This is a genomic window from Absicoccus porci, from assembly GCF_003725415.1.
Taxonomy (GTDB): Bacteria; Bacillota_I; Bacilli_A; order Erysipelotrichales; family Erysipelotrichaceae; genus Absicoccus; species Absicoccus porci.
Genome location: NZ_RJQC01000001.1, coordinates 469,729 through 489,541, shown reverse-complemented (window position 1 = coordinate 489,541; position 19,813 = coordinate 469,729). Strand labels below are relative to the sequence as shown.

Annotated in this window: 20 protein-coding genes and 1 tRNA gene; 6 read left to right on the top strand and 15 right to left on the bottom strand. The window is 37.0% G+C overall.

The window, feature by feature from the left end; genetic code table 11:
• Window positions 1-32 precede the first annotated feature (32 nt).
• The 3 genes from tig to EDX97_RS02485 are packed head-to-tail and all read right to left on the bottom strand — an operon-like array spanning window position 33 to window position 2,830.
• Window positions 33-1,310, bottom strand: a complete 1,278-nt coding sequence (gene tig, locus EDX97_RS02495) for a trigger factor (protein WP_128519606.1) — start codon at window positions 1,308-1,310, stop codon at window positions 33-35.
• Window positions 1,300-2,028 carry a DUF3196 family protein gene (locus tag EDX97_RS02490; protein ID WP_128519605.1) on the bottom strand — a complete coding sequence of 243 codons (729 nt, stop codon included), beginning with the start codon at window positions 2,026-2,028 and terminating at the stop codon, window positions 1,300-1,302. The genes tig and EDX97_RS02490 overlap by 11 nt, the downstream gene beginning before the upstream one ends.
• A 43-nt stretch (window positions 2,029-2,071) precedes the next feature.
• A complete protein-coding gene (locus tag EDX97_RS02485) occupies window positions 2,072-2,830 on the bottom strand; it encodes an InlB B-repeat-containing protein (protein ID WP_128519604.1) in 759 nt (252 codons plus the stop codon).
• Window positions 2,831-2,881: 51 nt separating this feature from the next.
• Here EDX97_RS02485 and EDX97_RS02480 point away from each other — a divergent pair.
• The 3 genes from EDX97_RS02480 to EDX97_RS02470 all read left to right on the top strand — a co-directional run bounded on the left by EDX97_RS02480 (window position 2,882) and on the right by EDX97_RS02470 (window position 5,382).
• A tRNA-Arg gene (locus EDX97_RS02480) sits at window positions 2,882-2,958 on the top strand.
• 520 nt (window positions 2,959-3,478) lie between these two features.
• Window positions 3,479-4,543: a hypothetical protein gene (locus tag EDX97_RS02475; RefSeq protein WP_128519603.1), complete on the top strand. Its 1,065-nt coding sequence runs from the start codon at window positions 3,479-3,481 to the stop codon at window positions 4,541-4,543.
• Window positions 4,544-4,710: 167 nt separating this feature from the next.
• Entirely contained in the window at window positions 4,711-5,382 is a 672-nt protein-coding gene (locus EDX97_RS02470) for a B3/B4 domain-containing protein (protein WP_128519602.1), read from the top strand.
• On the opposite strand, the gene EDX97_RS02465 is transcribed toward EDX97_RS02470, so the two are convergent.
• From EDX97_RS02465 to EDX97_RS02445, 5 genes are read right to left on the bottom strand one after another with little or no spacing between them, the layout of a single operon-like run.
• A complete protein-coding gene (locus EDX97_RS02465) occupies window positions 5,376-5,837 on the bottom strand; it encodes a metallophosphoesterase family protein (RefSeq protein ID WP_128519601.1) in 462 nt (153 codons plus the stop codon). The genes EDX97_RS02470 and EDX97_RS02465 overlap by 7 nt on opposite strands.
• A gap of 9 nt (window positions 5,838-5,846) precedes the next feature.
• Window positions 5,847-6,893 (bottom strand): M15 family metallopeptidase, encoded by a 1,047-nt coding sequence (locus EDX97_RS02460; RefSeq protein WP_128519600.1) that lies wholly within the window; start codon window positions 6,891-6,893, stop codon window positions 5,847-5,849.
• Window positions 6,894-6,918: 25 nt separating this feature from the next.
• Complete coding sequence (uvrC, locus tag EDX97_RS02455) at window positions 6,919-8,676, bottom strand: excinuclease ABC subunit UvrC (protein WP_128519599.1); 1,758 nt, start codon at window positions 8,674-8,676, stop codon at window positions 6,919-6,921.
• Between the two features lie 14 nt (window positions 8,677-8,690).
• The gene (locus tag EDX97_RS02450; protein WP_128519598.1) at window positions 8,691-11,000 is read right to left on the bottom strand and encodes an endonuclease MutS2; all 2,310 of its coding nucleotides are present in this window, start codon (window positions 10,998-11,000) and stop codon (window positions 8,691-8,693) included.
• Complete coding sequence (locus EDX97_RS02445) at window positions 10,981-11,496, bottom strand: CvpA family protein (protein WP_128519597.1); 516 nt, start codon at window positions 11,494-11,496, stop codon at window positions 10,981-10,983. The genes EDX97_RS02450 and EDX97_RS02445 overlap by 20 nt, the downstream gene beginning before the upstream one ends.
• A 36-nt stretch (window positions 11,497-11,532) precedes the next feature.
• On the opposite strand from EDX97_RS02445, the gene rnhC reads away from it, so the two are divergent.
• On the top strand, window positions 11,533-12,381 hold the full coding sequence (gene rnhC, locus EDX97_RS02440; protein ID WP_128519596.1) for a ribonuclease HIII: 849 nt from the start codon (window positions 11,533-11,535) through the stop codon (window positions 12,379-12,381).
• A gap of 6 nt (window positions 12,382-12,387) precedes the next feature.
• On the opposite strand, the gene EDX97_RS02435 is transcribed toward rnhC, so the two are convergent.
• The 7 genes from EDX97_RS02435 to EDX97_RS02405 form a co-directional block, all read right to left on the bottom strand.
• A complete protein-coding gene (locus EDX97_RS02435) occupies window positions 12,388-12,885 on the bottom strand; it encodes a deoxycytidylate deaminase (RefSeq protein WP_128519595.1) in 498 nt (165 codons plus the stop codon).
• 1 nt (window position 12,886) lies between these two features.
• A complete protein-coding gene (locus EDX97_RS02430; RefSeq protein ID WP_128519594.1) occupies window positions 12,887-13,798 on the bottom strand; it encodes an RluA family pseudouridine synthase in 912 nt (303 codons plus the stop codon).
• A complete protein-coding gene (lspA, locus tag EDX97_RS02425; RefSeq protein WP_128519593.1) occupies window positions 13,783-14,280 on the bottom strand; it encodes a signal peptidase II in 498 nt (165 codons plus the stop codon). The genes EDX97_RS02430 and lspA overlap by 16 nt, the downstream gene beginning before the upstream one ends.
• A 4-nt stretch (window positions 14,281-14,284) precedes the next feature.
• Window positions 14,285-15,874 (bottom strand): ABC1 kinase family protein, encoded by a 1,590-nt coding sequence (locus tag EDX97_RS02420; RefSeq protein WP_128519592.1) that lies wholly within the window; start codon window positions 15,872-15,874, stop codon window positions 14,285-14,287.
• Between the two features lie 70 nt (window positions 15,875-15,944).
• Window positions 15,945-17,387, bottom strand: a complete 1,443-nt coding sequence (locus EDX97_RS02415; protein ID WP_128519591.1) for a leucine-rich repeat domain-containing protein — start codon at window positions 17,385-17,387, stop codon at window positions 15,945-15,947.
• A 103-nt stretch (window positions 17,388-17,490) separates the two neighbouring features.
• Entirely contained in the window at window positions 17,491-17,661 is a 171-nt protein-coding gene (rpmF, locus tag EDX97_RS02410) for a 50S ribosomal protein L32 (RefSeq protein WP_128519590.1), read from the bottom strand.
• A gap of 11 nt (window positions 17,662-17,672) precedes the next feature.
• Window positions 17,673-18,197 (bottom strand): YceD family protein, encoded by a 525-nt coding sequence (locus tag EDX97_RS02405; RefSeq protein ID WP_173445805.1) that lies wholly within the window; start codon window positions 18,195-18,197, stop codon window positions 17,673-17,675.
• Between the two features lie 77 nt (window positions 18,198-18,274).
• On the opposite strand from EDX97_RS02405, the gene EDX97_RS02400 reads away from it, so the two are divergent.
• Together EDX97_RS02400 and EDX97_RS02395 are read left to right on the top strand one after the other, a co-directional pair.
• Window positions 18,275-19,276 (top strand): nucleotidyltransferase family protein, encoded by a 1,002-nt coding sequence (locus EDX97_RS02400; protein WP_128519588.1) that lies wholly within the window; start codon window positions 18,275-18,277, stop codon window positions 19,274-19,276.
• Window positions 19,273-19,809 (top strand): YdcF family protein, encoded by a 537-nt coding sequence (locus tag EDX97_RS02395; protein ID WP_128519587.1) that lies wholly within the window; start codon window positions 19,273-19,275, stop codon window positions 19,807-19,809. Before EDX97_RS02400 ends, EDX97_RS02395 begins: the two co-directional genes overlap by 4 nt.
• Window positions 19,810-19,813 lie beyond the last annotated feature (4 nt).

The following is a 19,813-nucleotide window of genomic DNA, read 5'->3' as shown; positions in this document are numbered from 1 at the left end:
GCCGAGCGCCTTTTTTATACATATTTATTTTACTACTTTACAGAAGTCTTAATCAATTCTAACGCTTTCTGTTGTGCAAGATCTGCTCTTACTTGATAAGCTGGAAGCAATTGTTTGATTTGATTGACATCCATCTTGTACAATTCAGACATTTCTTTGTATTCTTTATCAACATCTTCTTGTGAAATCTCGATATTTTCAGCCTTTACAATAGCTTGTAGAACCAAAGAGTTCTTTACACGATCCGTTGCTTCTGGACGCATCTGTGCTTTCATATCTTCTTCTGTCTGTCCAGTTGCTTGATAATATTGTTCAACGGTAAAGCCAGATTGTTGCATACGTTGTACAAATTGTTGATATTCACTATCGACTTCATTTTCAATCATAACAGTTGGAATATCTACGGTTGCATTATCACTAGCTGCCTTGATTACTTCAGAAGTAAATTTGTCTTCAGCTTGACGTTCACGCTCTTTCGTAAGATCTTCTTTTGTGACTTCTTTGAATTTTTCTACCGTTTCAACACCATCACGTTTTAATTGTTTGATCAAATCATCATTAATTTCCGGACGTTCTTTATATTTGATGTCATGAACAGTTACTGTAAATACAGCATCTTGTCCAGCAAGATCTTTGGCTTGATAATCTTCAGGGAATGTAACATTTACATCTTTTACATCACCTGTCTTCACACCAATCAATTGATCTTCAAAACCTGGGATGAAAGATTGAGAACCCAATTCCAATGGATAATTCTCACCAGAACCACCTTCAAAAGCTTCACCATCTTTTTTACCAACAAAGTCGATCACAACTTGGTCACCTTCGACAGCTGCTTCGCCTTCTTCACGTAATACCCAGTCAGCATAACGATCTTGTACTCGTTCTAATTCTTTATCAACATCTTCATCGGTTACTTCTACTTCATCTTTATGAATATCTAATCCTTTATATTCTCCTAAAGTAACTTCTGGTTCTACAACACAGTTAAAATCCAATGTTACAGATTCATCACTTGCATCTTTGTAGTCCAATGTAGGACGTGCTACTAATTCCAACTTTTGTTCTTGAACAGCTTGTGCCAATACTGTATTCGCAATATTTTCAACAGCTTGTTCATAAATAGCTTCTTTTGAAATTTGTTTCTTTAATAAAGCTTCTGGTACTTGTCCAGGACGGAAACCTTTCATTGTGATATTTTTCTTAAAATATTGAAATGCATGTTTTTGGGCTTTTGTCCAAACATCACCATCCACGATAACTTCCAAAACACCTTCTGAATGTTCTTTCAATGTCCAACTACTTTTCATTTTGTTCTCCTCGACTTTCAATCATGAGCGGTATATCCGCTATCTCACCCAATTGTTTTTGGGTAACAAACAACTTAAATTCATCGGATTGTCCAAATGCTTCTGCAACCAAACGTACAATCGCTTTCGCAATCGGTTTGGGATCTTGATCCATAAAATCAAATGGCCGGTTTTCTAACATTTCTTGTTCTAAAAGACGTGTACAGAATTGATAGAAAGTCGGATTATCATTCGCAAACCAATCGATAAATAATTGATTGATTTGAATGAGTGTTTGATCATCTTCTTTAGGAATGATCAAACTAGGCACAAAAGTCAGTTCCAATCCGGATTTTTTCATTGTATAGGGTGTATCAATCTTTTGAGCCATTAAATGCTCAATCAATTCTCCCTTGATTTCATTCAGCAGGACATCGGAATCCAATAAGAATTGCACTTCATCATGCATATTCCAAAGATTCATATCACCCATCATCGCAACCGCAGCTTCTTGTTGCTCCATATTGCCATGAATCAAAACTTCGATTTCATGATGAGGAACGGGTTTGTCAATGTGTGTCAAACATTCCTCTTTATATGCTTCTAATACATCCAATTCGGGTTGTGGAACGTAGGGTAAATCCAATTCAGCTTGTACCTTATCGAGAGCCAAATCATATTTCTCCTGTGCCATCAATTCATGAATTTCTTGTATAAGTGCTTGATAATATAGATTCACCAAATCCTCCTAGCGAAACATACTAATTTTATCATACTGTCTTTTAAGAATCAATATGATGAAACCGTGCAACTAAATGTAATGGTCCCAACGAATGATGGCGAATAAAATCATGTTTCCGACCAATCTGATCATACCATCCATCAAATACATATCCCTTCTTTTTCGCTGGCTTTAGTAAAATTGTTGGATCATCAAAACAATAATGATCCGGATTACTTCGTGCCGAATAACCACCTTGTGTATCGTAAGTGATTGGATATTCATTTTTAGTCATCTTTGCATATAATGTACACGAATTATTGATTTGTTGACTTATATGAAAAGGAAATAAAAATTGTTCATCCCAGTACCACCCTTCAAATGTATAACCACTTTGTTTAGCGACTGGTAAAGAATGGATAAAACCATCCTGTGCCACTTCCAGGGGGTCAATTGGTCGTCCTCCAAATGTTTCAAACGAAACGATACAAGGATCCACAAAATGTGCTTCTATTGTGACCGATCCATGTGGCTTTGCTGGTACAACATCCGTTGGTTCTCCATCATATGTCCATCCTACAAATACCTGATCTTTTTTCTGCGGTGGATACAAGACATAAGCTGGTGATTCACAACTGGTATATCGTGGATTCAGTCGTGAATTCATACCACCATTCATTTTATAATGTATCGGGTACCAAACTGGTGCCCATTTGGGATAGAGTTTTGTGATCTTTGGCAACTCTGCAGCTGGATTGATCTGCTTTGTGCATTCTGGATCCACATACCATCCCACAAATTGATATCCTTCTTTTTTCATACCCGATTCCCCATTGATATTCTATAATAGATTTGTTATAATGTGTTAGCTGTCTTGGTAGCTCAGTTGGATAGAGCAATCGCCTTCTAAGCGATCGGTCGGGGGTTCGAATCCCTCCCAGGACGCCATTCTATCCATTAACCCCTTTATGTAAAGGGGTTTTTATTTTGGTGCCGTACAAACGCCGTACAATATCATCTATTTTTCTTATTTGCTCCATTCGAAGCCAAACATTCATACTGCAAGTCATTATCTAAGTAAACCTTTTTAAGTGATTCGAATAGATTCCATTTATTTCTTACATCCATTTTTTCTAATTAGAAATGTTTTATTACATGCAAGAATTTCGTCCAAGGCACTACAATTATACACCAATACTATTTATTTATTGAAATTCTTAGCACTTTAATTATAAATGAATCTATCATTCTGACTAATCATCAACAATTTATTCTTATTTATTATTTTATTACAAAACCAATTCATTCTCTGCAAATATATTTCTTTCTTCTCTTTTCTATGACATTTTTTCTTCTTTCCTCGTTTAAGTAATTTTTAATGGCCATTTATCCTTTTAAAACAAGTTGAAATATGCATTCGTCTATACTATATTTTAAGTATAAGTAATATTTTAGGTAGGTTAATGAAATGGAGAAGAAAACTTGCCATGCATTATATGCGGCGGCAGCTGCTGCATTGTTATTTGGTTTAACACCAGCTACAAAGATTCTAGCAGATGAAATAACACCTACCGATGAAATAAAAGCAGAACAAACAACACAAGAAACAACAACCGATGAAACAACACCAGTTGTTAATGAAGAGAATCCAAATGTCAGTGCTACACCTGTACAAACAGAGGATGAACAAAAAACGTATTCACTTACTTTGGATAATTCGATGCCTGGAGTAACTGTACCAAAAATGACAAATTACACATCTGGAAAGGAGACTCCTCTTCCAGTATTGAAAAAAGATGGTATGAAGTTTAATGGATGGATTTATTTTATTGATGGTGATATGCATAGAACAAATAGTATTCCAGCCAACGTGAAAGGTGACTTAGCATGTTATGCAGCTTGGAAAGCTGACTATCGCATCACTAATGGCAAAGATCAAAAATGGACCAAGGGTTCTAACACCCCATTGACAATCAAAATCAATAGTGTACATGGAAATTTCTATACTCTTTCTATCAATGGTAAGGTATTAAATACAGATGACTACAAATATTCATATATTAATGTAAATAATGGAAACATGGATGGGTATGATTTTTATGATAATTATTTTAATGATGGTACGATAATCCAGATCCAGCCATCTTATTTGGAAAGTCTACCTGTTGGGCAACCATTTAATTTACATATTGTTTATGGATACCCTAAAGAAGTTTTAACCGGTCCATTAATGGTTGATTGTGAAGTAGATGGTACTTTAACCGTTACTCCAGCTCAAAGTGTGGATAATACAAAAACAACACCTTCGACGAGTTCCAATACTGCATCATCAACAACTGCCAATATGACATCACCAAATGCCAAAATGAGTGCCACAAACACTTCTTCTACAACAACCACAACACAAACGAGTACAGATGTTTCAAGTGTTGATACCGGTGTTGCTAATCATAGTGGATCATTGATAGGTGCTGCTTTGATTTCTGCCCTTGGTGCACTGGGACTTCCAATTCTTAAAAAACGAAATCAATAATGAATGATGACTCTAACAGAGATGTTAGAGCCATTTTTATTTGGATAAAAAAACAATTATCTTGTTGATAATTGCATATTCTATAAATTTTATTAATGTCCACTATCAAATACTTCTAGTTCCCCTTTGTAACCTTTCTCGATACGATAATAAGGAGGTGATACTACATGAGATTTCAATTTAACGTTACACAGGAAGTATTGGATCTAGGTGTTAAAGTAAAAGCTGTTGTAATCGAAGGCATCGATAACACAACAATTTCACCGGAGTATCTTGCCTATCGAAAAGAAGCCATCCAACAACTTCAGAAAAAATATGAAGGCATCAATGCTAAACAAGAACCTATTGTTCAAGGCTTTTATACCTTACATGATCAGGTAGGGGTTCGTCGTCGCAAGAATCCCCCGGCATCGGAAACTTTGATCAAATTGATTCAAAAACGCAATGACCTTCCTTCTATCAATAAATTGGTGGATATCTACAACATCATTTCTACTGATACCGAATTAGCTCTTGGTGCGCATGATATTGATAAGATCGACGGCAACGTCACTTTACGAATACAAGATGGTACCGAACGATTTATTCCGCTTGGTTCCAATGAACCACAACCGGTAAAGGCTGGTGAATACAGTTATATCGATGACTCCAGTGAGATCATTTGCCATTTAGAAATACGTCAGGTCAATAAAACATTGGTTGATGAAAATTCTAAAAACATATATTTTATCATTCAAGGCAATGAAGTTACACCTTCTTCTTTACTAGATGAAACGGCACAAAAGCTTATCGATCGTGTAACCCAATTCTGTGGTGGACAAGGACAGATCATTTATTGATCAAGAAAAACAATCTGTGCCGAAATACTCGTATCGACATCCAAGATCGCATAACTAGGCGGATTGCCATCACGAGACATCCAAGTTGAACCTGGATTTAATAAAAAAACACCTTTTCTTTTTTCAATATAACTACGATGCGTGTGACCAAAACAAACAATGTCACACGCATGTCCTTTCGCTAAACGCACTAAGTCATCTTCTCGATGAAAAAAAGAACAACGATGCGAATGTTCCATAAATAAACGATGGGTGCCAACTGAAAGAATCCTACGATTCGGAAATTCACCCCAAAAATCATTATTTCCTAACACAAATAACCAATTTGGATAATTTCTTGGATCATCACATAGATCACCACAATGCAGAAACAAGCTTGCTTCAGGATGTTGATCATATATGGTATCCAAAATCTCATTATGTCCATGAGAATCACTGGCTACAATGATACGCATCATTTCCTCCTACTCTTGATATTCTTCAAAATCCATTTCTTCCATTGATAAATGGTCTTTCCACATTTTATTGGCTGCTTTCCGACCAACATAGCGCAATACAAAAGGCTGATATGCCATCTTCGTTTTATCGGCCTTGTCTTCTGGATAACGAATCACAAACCCATAATGATAGGCATTTTCTTCCAACCATACAATTTGATTTTGTTGGGATTGAGACAATGATTTGATGGCATTTTCATAATTGTATGTTCCATCTTCATTTTGATTTTTTTGACAAGCATCGATCCAATCTTGTGGATTGATCAATTGAATGGTATATCCCAATTGTGTCTCATTTTGGCCAGCTGGCAATTGAAACCGATCTAAAACCGTTTCGCCATATTGATTTTCCAAAGTCATATACGATTCATTGATCGTATCATACAATTGATATCCAGAAACCGCACTTAATGTTTCGCCATTCCACATCCTACTATACGCTTCTTTCATCTCATTCCAATCATCGACTACATTCGATTGGATCTGTATAGAATCTACTTGTACCAAATTCGCTGGCTGATAACGATAAACCGATGTCTTTGTATTTAAGACCAAATACATATTCGTAGGATCCGATTGCAGAGTCAATTTTTTCGTTGTTGTGGCATCATTCTCATAAAAAGTGGTTAAATCCGCATAGGTATAATATGTCAATAAATCTTCTAATTCATTCGACGTAAAATATGTAGAATACTTATTCACAAAGTTCACGATATATGCATTGGATTCTTCTTGTGTTTGTTTTGCTAAGTGATATTCATTGGCTAAACGAATATTAAACCCAGGAATCTTAATAAAATCCATAAATACAGATGGTCGGATTTGTTGAGAAATAATATAATCAATGTCACGGGAATCCATGTATTTTAAAATGGTGGCACGATTCTTTTCGGTCGCATAAGGATAGCGAGCCAAAGGATCATAGGATTGATTTAATTGATAGAAGCAAGCTCCTGTCAATGTAGCACATAGAATGATCAATAGAATACGTGCAAAAAGTACGTTTCGTTCCAATATTCAATACCTCGCATGCATTATATCATACTTCATGTAACCTATCATATAAGCTTTGTGCGACCCCTTTAGGAACAACTTGTGATAGTTCTTCCACGCTGGCTTCTCGCATTCGTTTCATGCTTTTAAATGTTTTCATCAATGCTTTTTTACGCGCTGGACCAATCCCTTCTACCGTATCTAAAATGGATTTGGTCATAGCCTGATTTCGTAATTTACGATGATAAGAAATCGCAAATCGATGCACTTCATCTTGCATTCTTGTCAATAAGAAAAATAAACTCGACTCCTTCTTTAGCGGAATCTCTTCCAATTGATCATTCATTAACGCTCGTGTATTATGTTTATCATCTTTGACAAGTCCTGCAATACGTAGATCCAGATCCAACATGTCGCGTATTTCTTTGGCTGCTTCAATTTGTTGGGCACCACCATCCACAAGCAGTAAATCCGGCATTGGTTTGTGTTCTTTCAACAAGCGAACATACCGTCGATACACCACTTCTTTCATACTATCTAAATCGGATCGATATGTATCCAAATGATAATGGCGATATTGATTTTTATCGGGTTTTCCATCCACAAAAACAACCAAGCCACTCACATTGAATGTACCGGATAAATGACTATTATCAAACAATTCAACCGTATGGATAGGTGCATGAAAAATTGAAGCCAATTGCTCATTGGCCTGATCCAATTCATGTTGCTTACGGAAAACCAGTTCAAATTTTTGTTCATGGGCGGTTTTCGCATTCTTGCAGACTAAATCCACCAAGGTCTTTTTATCGCCACGCTGCGGAATGTACACATGAACACCTAACGTATCTTCTAAGATATCCGTTGGCGTCCCTTCGGGTACTAGTATTTCTTTGGGAATCACATTATTTTGATAATACTGCAAGATAAAGCTCACAAACGCATCCATCGTCTCTTCGTAGATGGGCATGACCGTAAAATTCCGGCCCAACAGTTTCCCATCCCGAATAAAGAATCCTTGTAGAGAAATATATCCTTTATCTTCATACCATCCAAATACATCGCGATCTTTTCGATCTTTAAAATCAATGATTTGTTTTTCCATGACATGATGGATTGAAACAATCATATCTCGATATTCTTGTGCTTTCTCAAACTGCAAGTTTTCACTTGCCTTCATCATTTTTTCCTGTAATTGTTTTAAGATGGCATCGGCATCCCCTTTTAAAAAAGCACTGATTTCTTTTCGATATGTTGCCATTTGTTCTTTATCCACTTCATGGATACACGGACCCAGACATTGATGCATATGATAATACAAACAAACCTGTTTTGGAATGGTACGGCATTTACGAATTGGCCAAAGCGTATTGATCAATTTTACGATTTCATTGGCAGCTCCACTACTTGGATACGGACCAAAATAGGTATCTTTTTTCGATGTCACACGTCGACTTAAACGGACCGCAAAATAATCATCATGCGTCATCACAATATATGGATAACTTTTATCATCCATCAACATAATATTGTAAGGAGGGTGATGTTTTTTAATTAAATTGATTTCCAATAATAATGATTCTTTTTCGGAATCTGTCACAATAAATTCAAAATCACGAATATGACTCACCAACCGTGTTGTTTTTTCATTATGGACACCATGAAAATAGGAACGCACACGGTTCTTCAACACCTTGGCTTTCCCCACATATAAGATTTCTCCCTTTTCATCTTTCATGATGTAACAACCCGGCTGATCCGGCAATAAAGCCAATTTATCTTGTAGATTTTGAGAAATCGCCATACTTGTTCCCTTCCTTATTTCAACAATACTATGGTTGCACCAAGCCCACCTTCATTGGGACCGGCTGCCATTTTTGATTTCACCACCGGATTCTTATCTAGATCATCCCATACCGCTGCACGCAATCGACCTGTACCCATACCATGAATGATACGTACTTGTTTCACATGATGAACAATGGCCTGATCTAAATATCGATCTAATGCTTCAATACCTTCTTCCACATGCATACCGATTAAATTCAATTCCAAAGGAAACCGATGAAAACTTGGATCCACATGCGTTTTACGAACGACTGGCTTTACATTCGGTTTATGAATCTTGGTTAATCGATTCAACTTGACTTTCATACGCATACCATTGGTTTCAATCGTAGCTTCTTTTTTACGAATATCAATGATTGTTCCATGCGATTGCAAACCTTTGACTTGTACATAATCCCCTACTTGCAAGACTTCTGGTGCCGCTTCCTTTTCTTGTGGCGTTTGATCCATGACATGCAATTGATGCAACAAAGCCGTTTGTTCATGTAGTTTTCCCTGCTTCTGCTGCTTTAATTCGCGAATGATGGACTGTGCTTCTTCTTGCTTCTTTTCCAACATTTCGTGCAACTGTTCTTCATACGTTTGATTCAACTCCTCTTTTTTCTTTTGCCATTGCTGCTTTTCTTTTTCTGCCTGTCGTTGTAAATCGTGTGCATTTTCAATCAAAGCATCAAATCGATCTTCCTTGGCCTGTACTTCATTCTGCATCTTTTCCAAACGAGCCAATTCTTGATCCACTTTCTGCATATGGGTCTGTTTCCATTGATTGGCTGCGGCTAAAATTTGAGGATCCAAATGATATTGGGCCGCAATCGAAAACGCATACGAAGAACCTGAAATGCCTGCTAAATAACGATACGTTGGTTGCAGCGTTTCTTGATCAAATTCCACACTAGAAACCAAGATATGATCATTGGTCTTGCCATAGGCTTTCACTTCATTAAAGTGCGTACTTGTGATGATCGTTGTTTGTTTATGAATCAGGTAATCTAAAATCGCAACGGCTAAACTAGCTCCTTCTAAAGGATCCGTTCCATTACCTAATTCATCGATGAGGACAAATGTTCTATCATTGGCTTGAGAACAGATGGTTGCTAATTTAGAAATATGCGATGAAAACGTAGATAAATTTTGTTCAATCGATTGATGATCCCCAATATCAAACCACAAAGACGTATAATAAGGGACAATCGCTCGATGACAAATGACAGGAAAACCTGCATGAGCTAAAGCCACAAATAAACCTATCGTTTTCAATGTGACGGTTTTTCCTCCCATATTCGGACCCGATATCATCAAACAATATTGATTTTTTGAACACGCATACGTATTTGCCACTACTTTTTTGGAATCTATCAAAGGATGGCGTGCCTGCTCAAATAAAAAGGCATGATCACGCGTTTGGATCATAGGTACACATCCATCTTTTTGATAGGCCCACATACCTTTCGCAAAAGCTACATCCAATATCGTCATCGTTTCTAGATTGGAAAGAAGAAGGATTGCTTTTTTTGCTACTTGTCGACTTAATTCTCGGCAGATTCGTTCTTTTTCTTGTTCAATCTCACCTTCTAAATCTTGGATCTGATTATTGGCAGAAACAAACGCATTCGGTTCCACATAAAAAGCCAAACCACTCTGTGATTGTCCATGGATCATACCACCAAAATAGTTTTTATCTTGGGCTTTGACTAAAACCGATAAACGTCCACCAATACTGGATGTTGTTGTATCCATTAAATGATCTTTATTCTTTTTGATAAAAGCTTTGGCACTAGCTTGTAAAGCCAAACGAGCACCCGTTAAAGCACGATGTAAACCAGCTAATTTCGGAGTGGCATCCAATTTAATGGATCCCGTTCGATCAATTTGTCGATCAATGGCTTTCATTAACGGTGTACATGGATCCATCGTATTCGCTAATTCAATACAACGCGTAGCTTCGGTTGTATGCAATGTATGTTGTACATTTCGGCAAGTGCCCAAAAAAATCGCAATATCACTCAAATCATGTCCTGAAAGCACCATTTGTTTTGTCGCTTGTTGGATATAAGGTTGTATATCTTTACAACCACCAAATTCAACGACAATCCCTTGTCGATGCAATTCCATAGTTTCTTTCACAAAATCCAATCTTGTCTGGATTTCATGAAGATTGGTCAGTGGCATACTTTCCATAATATCTTGTTGTGAACAAGAAAAAGAAGCAAAATGAGAAATTTGCTTCAATACCGTTTGCCAATCAATGGCTTGATCATATTCATTGTAGGTTGTTGACATGGTCACTCACCTCTTCTTTCCATTGGTTTACCGTATGGATCACCACACTATGTTGTACATAGGTATCGCCATTTTCAATAAATGGCAATTGACAAAATGCCGTCCATAAGAAAAAGATACATCCCACTTGCACAAAACCGATTCCTAAACCGGCCACATGATTCATAAAAGACAGTGCATTCATTTTTCTTTTTGGACGAGAAGCATGAAATAGATAGATAAATAAGCGTAGAAAGATACGAATGCCAATGATCAAAAGCACAAACCACAATAACTTATTCAATGGATCATCAATCAAACGATATACATGAACCAATGGATAGGCTTGGCTCAGATCATCATAAAACCACCAAGCACCTGCAAACGACAAGATGGTTGCCACAAGATCTAAGAGTTGGCGCAGAAAGCCTTTTTGAAATGCGTGCAACAAAATGAAAAAGCTAATCAATACGAGAATAAAGTCGTAGATCGCAAAATAGTTCGAATTTAGTATCATATCTCATTTTAACATATTTTATGATAAAATGTGGATATGAATACCATTACGAAAAAAATGTCGAAACAAGAAATCTTCGCTTTAAAAGAACGTGTAGCCAATCAAATCCAAAAAGAAAGTCGTCCACAATATACGTTTTATCAAATCAAATTACGCGAATGTACAATTACAGCTTACACCTCTGGCAAAGTCGTTTTTCAAGGAAAAGATTTGGATTGGTTAGCACCAGATACCCCACAACAAGCCGATGTGTATCCACAAGCTGGCAGTGATGAAGTCGGAACTGGCGATTACTTTGGACCTGTTGTTGTCAGTGCAACCATTGTTGAAAAAGACCGAGTCGATGTATTGCGATCGATGGGCATACAAGATTCGAAACAAATCAATGATGAAAAGATTCGTCAATTAGCTCCTCGTATCAAGGAATTATGCCCTTATACGATTTTGGTCGTATCCAATGATAAATATAACCAAGTCCATCAAACGCATAATATGGTAGATATCAAATGTTTATTACACAATCAAGCCTATGTCAATCTCCAACAAAAAGGATATACGCTTCCCAACTTTTTGATCATTGATCAATTTGTCCAAAAAAGTTCTTATTACCGCTATTTACAGAATCAACCAAAAGTCATTCCGGATATTCATTTTGAGACCAAAGCCGAAAACAAATATCTATCGGTGGCGTGTGGCAGTATCTTAGCTCGAAATGCCTTTTTAGAAGCATGGGATGCGATGGAAGCCAAATATCACTTTCACTTTGAAAAAGGAGCTGGAAAACAAGTCGATTTGTGTGCGCAACGTTTTGTGGATGAATTTGGAAAATCGGAATTAGGACATGTGGCAAAACTACATTTTGCGAATACGAAAAAACTCAAATAGCGGCCATTATTGGTCGCTATTTTCATCTTTGATGATTTCTACATTTACTTTGGTCTGATAGGTTAAATGCACTAATTCGACACCAGCATCCCGAAACATCTTCTTGCTGGCGATATTTTCTTCCGTTCCTTTATATTTATCACTTTCATAGACAACACAACGAATACCAGATTGAATAATGGCTTTTGCACATTCGTTACACGGGAACAACGAAACATAAATGGTACATCCCTTTAGATCTTGGATACTATTGAGAATCGCATTTAATTCTGCATGCACAACATATGGATATTTCGTTTCTAAAAAAGACCCATCTCGTTGCCAAGGAAAGACATCATCATCACAGCCTCGTGGGAAACCGTTATATCCCAAACCTACAACCCGTTTATCTGGATTGACGATACAAGCACCTACCTGTGTATTGGGATCTTTTGAACGCATAGCACTTAAATGGGCAACACTCATAAAATATTCATCCCAACTTAAAACATTATTTCGTTTCATACTATCCTTCCGTTTCTAATTGTTTCAATATCTTTTCAAAAGTGGGATCCAATGGCGCCTCAAAATGCATGTGTTCATGTGTTGTGGGGTGAATAAACTCCAAAGCACAAGCATGTAGTAATTGACCATTGGCTGCAATGGTCTTGCGATATCCATATTTTGGATCACCGGCAATGGGATGCCCAATGTAGGCCATATGCACACGAATCTGATGCGTTCTTCCCGTTTCTAATTGACAACGAATATAGGCATAGTCTTTAAAGTTTTGAAGGACTTGAAAATGCGTAATGGCCGGTTTTGAATTCTTTTCGGTCACCGCCATTTTTTGACGATCTTTAGGATCTCTTCCGATGGGAGCATCAATCGTACCATAACTGTGATTAAACGGATGATGAACGATAGCTACATATTCTCGATGACACGTCTTATCGGCCAATTGGCTAGATAAAGCCATATGTGCATTATCGTTTTTGGCCACGACCAATAGACCAGATGTATCTTTATCGATTCGATGTACGATACCTGGACGTAAAACACCATTGATTCCAGACAAATCATCACAATGATACAGTAAGCCATTTACCAGCGTATGTTCCAAATGACCTGGAGCCGGATGAACGACCATTCCTTTGGGCTTATTGATGACCAAGACATCATGATCTTCATAAATAATATCTAGATCCATCTTTTCGGGTTTCACATCCAATGGTTGGTTATCTGGAATTTCCACAGTAATCGTATCATTAACTTTGCACGTATAACTGCCCTTCTCTAACTGATCATTAACATGGATCTTTTCTTGCTCTAACAGTTCCTTAACACGTGTTCTTGATAGATCACAGGTCTTGGATACTATTTTATCCATACGAGTTCCAGCCATTTCTTCGGTGATCGTAATTATTTTGTTTTCCATTGCGATTTCACCTTCCAATCATCATATAAAAGAATAATTACCAAAGCGGCAAAGCCAACGGTAATACAAATATCGGCCACATTAAATACAGGAAATGGTTGGCCAAAAATCAAAAAAGAGAAAAAATCACGAACATAACCTAACTTCAAGCGGTCAATAAAATTACCAATGGTTCCAGCCACCACAAACGATAAACAAAGTTGCGTACGAAGATCATTATCACAATGAAAGTAAAAATAGATCATAACACCCAACGCAATGATAGTGATAACACCAAAAAACCAAATGCCAAAATTTTCAAAAATAGAGAATCCAGCACCCGTATTTTGAATATAGGTTAAATAAAAGAAACGATGAATGACTTCAATGGAATTTCCTAATGGAATGGTATGAACAATAGCACTTTTGGTCCATTGATCAAAGCCAATCATCACAAATAAAATACATATACTTAATATTAAAGAACTTTTTTTTGGTTTCATAAGCTTAGAACATTTTATTTCGTCGATGTAATACCAACATTTTCACAAAGAGCCAGAAACTCATCAAAATGGCAACCACAAAGCCAATGAATCCCAAGGCAGGTATACCTAAAATTTCTGGTTTCATATTTGTCATACATAATAGACTGGATCCTAATAAGATTGCAGAAATTAAAATACAAACAATCAAACGATTGACCATACGATCCAATTTCGCGATGGGCTGATTGGACCCTAATAGATTGAGGTTCATCTTTAATTGTCCGCGTTCGAGCATCTTTAACACATCACTGGTTTGTCCAGGAATATGCAAGGTTTTTTCATAGGCACGTGCATTATCTCGTATCCATTGTTTGAACTCATGTTTCAAATGGAATTGACGCATCGTTGCTTTATGATTGGCGGCAATCTGCAACATATTTGTGTTTGGATCTAAATCTTCCAAGGTCGCTTCCATGACCGTCATCGAACGTGCTAACATGGATACGCCTTTTGGCAATTGAATGCGATAGTTATGGCAAATCGCAAAAACATCTTGAATCATTTTCGCAATATCAATCTGCGAAAACGGCATGTTGATGTATTGATTCATGAACTCTTCAATTTCAACCATGAATTTCGCATAATCAATTTCTTTTTTAGGTTTTCCTATCGCCAAAATATCATCTACAACACTCATCGTATCGCGCATGGCGATGGCTTGTACCGCATCTTTCATAATTTCTCGCTCACGTGTATCAAGCGTTCCCATCATACCAAAATCAATCCATACGATCACATCATCACGAATTCGAATATTACCAGAATGAGGATCCGCATGAAAAAAACCATTTTCAATAATCTGGGAAATATAGTTGTATGCCAGTTTTTTAGCTAGATCCTTTCGATCATAGCCATGATCATCCAATTGGGCCGATTGATTCACATCGATGCCATCAATATATTCCATGACCAAAACATAACGAGAGGTATATTGATCATAAATGCATGGTGCATCGATATATTTTACATCCGCATACGTTTCTTTAAAGCGTTTCGCAAAACGAGCTTCAATCGTAAAGTCCATTTCTTGTTGCGATGTGGTCCAAAATTCATCCAAAACCATATCTAAATCAACAACAGAACTCACAATATCGGATAAATTCAGGAAACGAGCTGCTTTTCGGACCAATTTGATATCTCGTTCCATGATTTGATAAATATTCGGACGCTGAATCTTCACAACCACATGCTCGCCATTTGCCAGTTTTGCGGCATGCACTTGCGCAATCGATGCCGAACCCAAAGGATCTTCATCAAAATATGGAAAAAGGGTATGCCAATTGGGACCAAACGCGCGTGTCAAAACCATATCCACATCCGACATAGGCATAGGTCGTACATTGGATCTTAATTTCTCCAGCTCTTTACAATATCGTTGTGAGAACATATCTTGTCGCGTTGACATGATTTGTCCAATTTTCACAAATGTAGGTCCTAAATCTTCTAAGATTTCACGAAATTTTACTGGATCCATACCTTTCTGTATTTTGTGTTTGCGTAAAATGGACAGGATCTCAATAAAACGAGCCCCACTTGCTTTTGTTTTTGCCATAATTCTATTTTATCACACTCTATGAAAGTCAACTACCCATGCATGAAATGAAAAGGCCCGTTAATCGGACCTAGTCAGTAAATTTATCATAGAATTCCATGCTCTCCAGTACCGAAGTATCTGCAATTGGATTATCATCCAAACGCAATGCCTCCAATAATTGAAGATCTTTTAATGGGGTTACATCCGTGATGTAGTTGCCTTTCAATGTTAAAGAACACAAGAATTGTAGATGTGATAACGGTGTCAAATCACTAATTGCATTATGATCCAAGCGTAAATAAGAAATAAATGGACATTTCTCTAATGGACGCAGATCGGTGATGATATTGTTGTAGAGATCGACATTGCATAAATTTTCTAGATTGCCTAATACCGAAATATCTTTGACATCATTATCTTCCAATGACAGAATGCCTAATAATTTCATTTGTTTTAGACAATTGATATCCTTCACACTATTTCTTGCCAAATTCAGATCCACCATTTGTTTGCATCCTTTTAAGACATCAATATTACTGATATGATTGGTATACAAATCCAAATGCACAAGTTTTGTGGCATTCTTTAAGAAACCAATGTCATAAATCTGACAGAAACGAGCCGAAAAAGCCTCTAGATTCTTTACATTCGTAAATTCATTCAAGTGAGTCAATGTATTCTTGGATACATTCACCATACGCAGGTTTGGAAAACCATTCAATAAGCGCATATCCGTAAATCCCGTTTGTTCCATATAGATTTCTTCAATGTAATGAAGTTTTTTGAGGAAATCAAAGTTCTTTGGATGATTATACGAAATGTTCAAGATCTTTAATTTTGGGAACTTGGATAAAATATCATATTCTGTTAAATATGGACAGTTTGAAACATCCAACTTTGTCAAGTTTGTCATTGACAACAATGGTGACAAATCAGACATCAAATTGGTAGATAGATCCAGTTCTTCAATATGAGATAAATATGTCAGATCTTCTACATCAAATAAACGCATTCTGGCCATCTTTAATTTCTTTAAGTGTTTCAGTGTGCCTAATATCGCATAGCTAAATGGACCATTTTCGGTATTGATGTAAATTGTTTCCAACTTACGACAATGCTCAATATATTCGATACTATCAATCTTTGATCGCTCCAAATTCAAATATTCTAGATCAATCATGGCAGCAATACTGGATACATCCATCGTATACAAATTGTTACGAGAAATATCCAATCGTTTCAATTGTCGAAATCCATGCAAAGCTTGAATATCGCGTAATTGGTTGATCGATACATTTAGATCTTCCAAGTTGCGAAGATCCTTAATAGGCTCTAACGTTTGTAACTTATTATTGGATGCATTTAAACGTTCTAAATTTTCGGCATATTCCAAACCATCTAAACATTCAATTTCTTTACCAGGAACTTGTAGATTTATCAGTTCTTTCATTTTTTCTGGTGTAATTTCGTCTTCTTTAATGCGTAGGGCTGAAGCAACAGCTGCTCGCAAGGCGTCATCTTTGATCAACATGAGATAACCTCCTAACTTAACTATTTTTATTATAGCAAACAAAGGCTATGGAAAGTACAAAATTTAATTAAAAAAAGCATAGACTTTCATCTATGCCTAAGGATTACTTTTCAACGACTTGGCGACCGTGATATTCTCCACAAGAACACATCTTGTGAGCTAATTTGTATTCGCCACAGTTAGGGCAACGAACCAATGTTGGTGGCACTAATTTATAGTGACTTCTACGTTTTCCCTTACGTGTTTTAGATCCTCGTCTTTGTTGAACTGCCATGCTCGCACCTCCTAGTCATCATCATCCAGTTTGAATTCACTTAACTTTGCCCATCGTGGATCGATCGTATCTTCATCCTCTTGCGGATCTTGATCAGAAAGCAACTGCCAACCATCTCCTTTTGGATATTGGTCACGCGGTAATCGGCTAATACTGATTGGTGCCTCTAAAAGCACGGTCTCAAATATTTCCGGATTCAGATCAATGGAGTCATGTTTCACTACAATGATCTCATCATCTTCCTCATCCAATTGATCGAGTCGAACAAATGAGTAGGTTGATTGCGACGTCGTGTCAAATGTCACTTCGATATCCTCTGAAGTAATCGAATCACAAACGATCATCACACCGTCCATGTCCAAATCAGAGAAAACCAGTGCGTTTCCGTCAAACTGTAAAGTACCTGTAACATGCACTTCAGGAATGGACTTAACTTGAGTATGATGGAGTAGATCGTTTTCTTCCATAGCGAGATGTTCATCAATATGTATGATTCCATTTTCGGAATGCAAGAAGTCTGTTTTTGTAAATTTCACGATCTTCACCTCATGTCGCATTTGATATTATAGTAAAAGCACACAAGAATGTCAATAAAATATGTTAGACTATAGGTATGTCAATCTGTGGAATCATTGCTGAATACAATCCTTTTCATCGAGGACATGTCTATCAGCTACAATATGCCAAACAACATTTTGATACCATCGTAATCATAACTTCGATGTATTATAGTCAACGAGGATTGCCCTCTTTGCTATTACCGGAAGATAAAGCTCGATTGAGTTTGAACTACGGTGCTGATCTAGTCATTGGTCTGCCAGTCTGTTATACGGCACAAAGTGCGGCTTATTTTGCGAAATATAGTTTACAAGCTCTACAACAAGTTCCCATTGATCACTTGCTATTTGGTTCAGAATCCAATGATATCCATCGATTAGAAACAATATATGATTCCATCCAATCCAAAACAATCAATGCATCCACCAGCATGAATCATAATCTCCAATTGGATCTATTGCCCAATGATCAATTGGCTATACATTATGTACATGAATGCAAAGAAATGGGAATCATTCCAGAATCGATGCAAAGAAATAAAACCTATCCATCCGCAACCCAAACACGCAAGGATTATTTTTCCAATAAGAAAGTGCTTTTTGATACCTATTTTCAAAGCCAACAACGCTGGGAAAACTATTATCCCTACTTAAAAACATTCTTACAATTAACACCAGCACAAACACTCGAACAATTTTTTTTGGTAAATGAAGGCATTGAATATCGCTTAAAGAAAGCCGCAAAAGAAAATACATGGCCTGCTTTTTTAGAGGCTTCGATTTCCAAGACCTACTCCAAATCACGAATTCAACGAACGTGTTTGATGATTTTATTACAGATCACCAAAGAAATGATGAAAAAACATGACCAATTTCGTTCCTTGATCGTCTTAGGGTTCAATGAGAAAGGCCAACAATTATTGAAAGATCATGATTTGGTGGCCACAAAATTTAAAGAAATGAATGCATTTGACCAATATATCGAAAATCAAACTATTACCCTATACAATAGTGTGCAACCTCACCCGATTCAAAGAAAGGCGGTCTTAAAAATATGATCTTACTTTTACTTTTGGTTCTTTTATGTGTCCTTATTTATGAACATTACTTTCCACCCATTCCAAAACAGAAAGGTGTATATCCCTACGCTCTATTATTGGGATGTCCATGTCATGATGATGGTCGTTTATGCACATCGGCTAAAAAACGTTGCCAAAGAGCTATAGAAGCCTATCAAAATCATGAATTTGAAACGTTGGTCATTACGGGTGGCGCTGTAAAGAACCAGTATACCGAATCCTTGGCAATGAAAGACTATATTCTAAAGCAATGCCAAATGCCCATTCTATGTGAGACCCAGTCAAAAAATACATGGGAAAATATGGTGTACTCCAAAAAAATCATCCAGGATCATCCGGTTTTGATCATCACCAGTGGAACGCATGCACGTCGTGCCTGTGCCATCGCCAAAAAGCATTTTCATCAACACAGTGCCATCTGGTATCCAGAACATCGTCCCAAACATATTTTACGAGAAATCGCTTCTCGTCTTCTTTATATCAAGATTGAACTAAAAAAGAGGTTGCACTGAACAA

Bases quoted from the DNA above. Each gene is read 5' to 3' on its own strand.
- tig (WP_128519606.1), bottom strand. From the start codon at position 1,310: ATGAAAAGTAGTTGGACATTGAAAGAACATTCAGAAGGTGTTTTGGAA.
- EDX97_RS02485 (WP_128519604.1), bottom strand. From the start codon at position 2,830: ATGAAAAAAGAAGGATATCAATTTGTGGGATGGTATGTGGATCCAGAA.
- EDX97_RS02475 (WP_128519603.1), top strand. From the start codon at position 3,479: ATGGAGAAGAAAACTTGCCATGCATTATATGCGGCGGCAGCTGCTGCA.
- EDX97_RS02470 (WP_128519602.1), top strand. From the start codon at position 4,711: ATGAGATTTCAATTTAACGTTACACAGGAAGTATTGGATCTAGGTGTT.
- EDX97_RS02465 (WP_128519601.1), bottom strand. From the start codon at position 5,837: ATGCGTATCATTGTAGCCAGTGATTCTCATGGACATAATGAGATTTTG.
- uvrC (WP_128519599.1), bottom strand. From the start codon at position 8,676: ATGGCGATTTCTCAAAATCTACAAGATAAATTGGCTTTATTGCCGGAT.
- EDX97_RS02450 (WP_128519598.1), bottom strand. From the start codon at position 11,000: ATGTCAACAACCTACAATGAATATGATCAAGCCATTGATTGGCAAACG.
- EDX97_RS02445 (WP_128519597.1), bottom strand. From the start codon at position 11,496: ATGATACTAAATTCGAACTATTTTGCGATCTACGACTTTATTCTCGTA.
- rnhC (WP_128519596.1), top strand. From the start codon at position 11,533: ATGAATACCATTACGAAAAAAATGTCGAAACAAGAAATCTTCGCTTTA.
- EDX97_RS02435 (WP_128519595.1), bottom strand. From the start codon at position 12,885: ATGAAACGAAATAATGTTTTAAGTTGGGATGAATATTTTATGAGTGTT.
- EDX97_RS02430 (WP_128519594.1), bottom strand. From the start codon at position 13,798: ATGGAAAACAAAATAATTACGATCACCGAAGAAATGGCTGGAACTCGT.
- lspA (WP_128519593.1), bottom strand. From the start codon at position 14,280: ATGAAACCAAAAAAAAGTTCTTTAATATTAAGTATATGTATTTTATTT.
- EDX97_RS02420 (WP_128519592.1), bottom strand. From the start codon at position 15,874: ATGGCAAAAACAAAAGCAAGTGGGGCTCGTTTTATTGAGATCCTGTCC.
- EDX97_RS02415 (WP_128519591.1), bottom strand. From the start codon at position 17,387: ATGTTGATCAAAGATGACGCCTTGCGAGCAGCTGTTGCTTCAGCCCTA.
- rpmF (WP_128519590.1), bottom strand. From the start codon at position 17,661: ATGGCAGTTCAACAAAGACGAGGATCTAAAACACGTAAGGGAAAACGT.
- EDX97_RS02400 (WP_128519588.1), top strand. From the start codon at position 18,275: ATGTCAATCTGTGGAATCATTGCTGAATACAATCCTTTTCATCGAGGA.
- EDX97_RS02395 (WP_128519587.1), top strand. From the start codon at position 19,273: ATGATCTTACTTTTACTTTTGGTTCTTTTATGTGTCCTTATTTATGAA.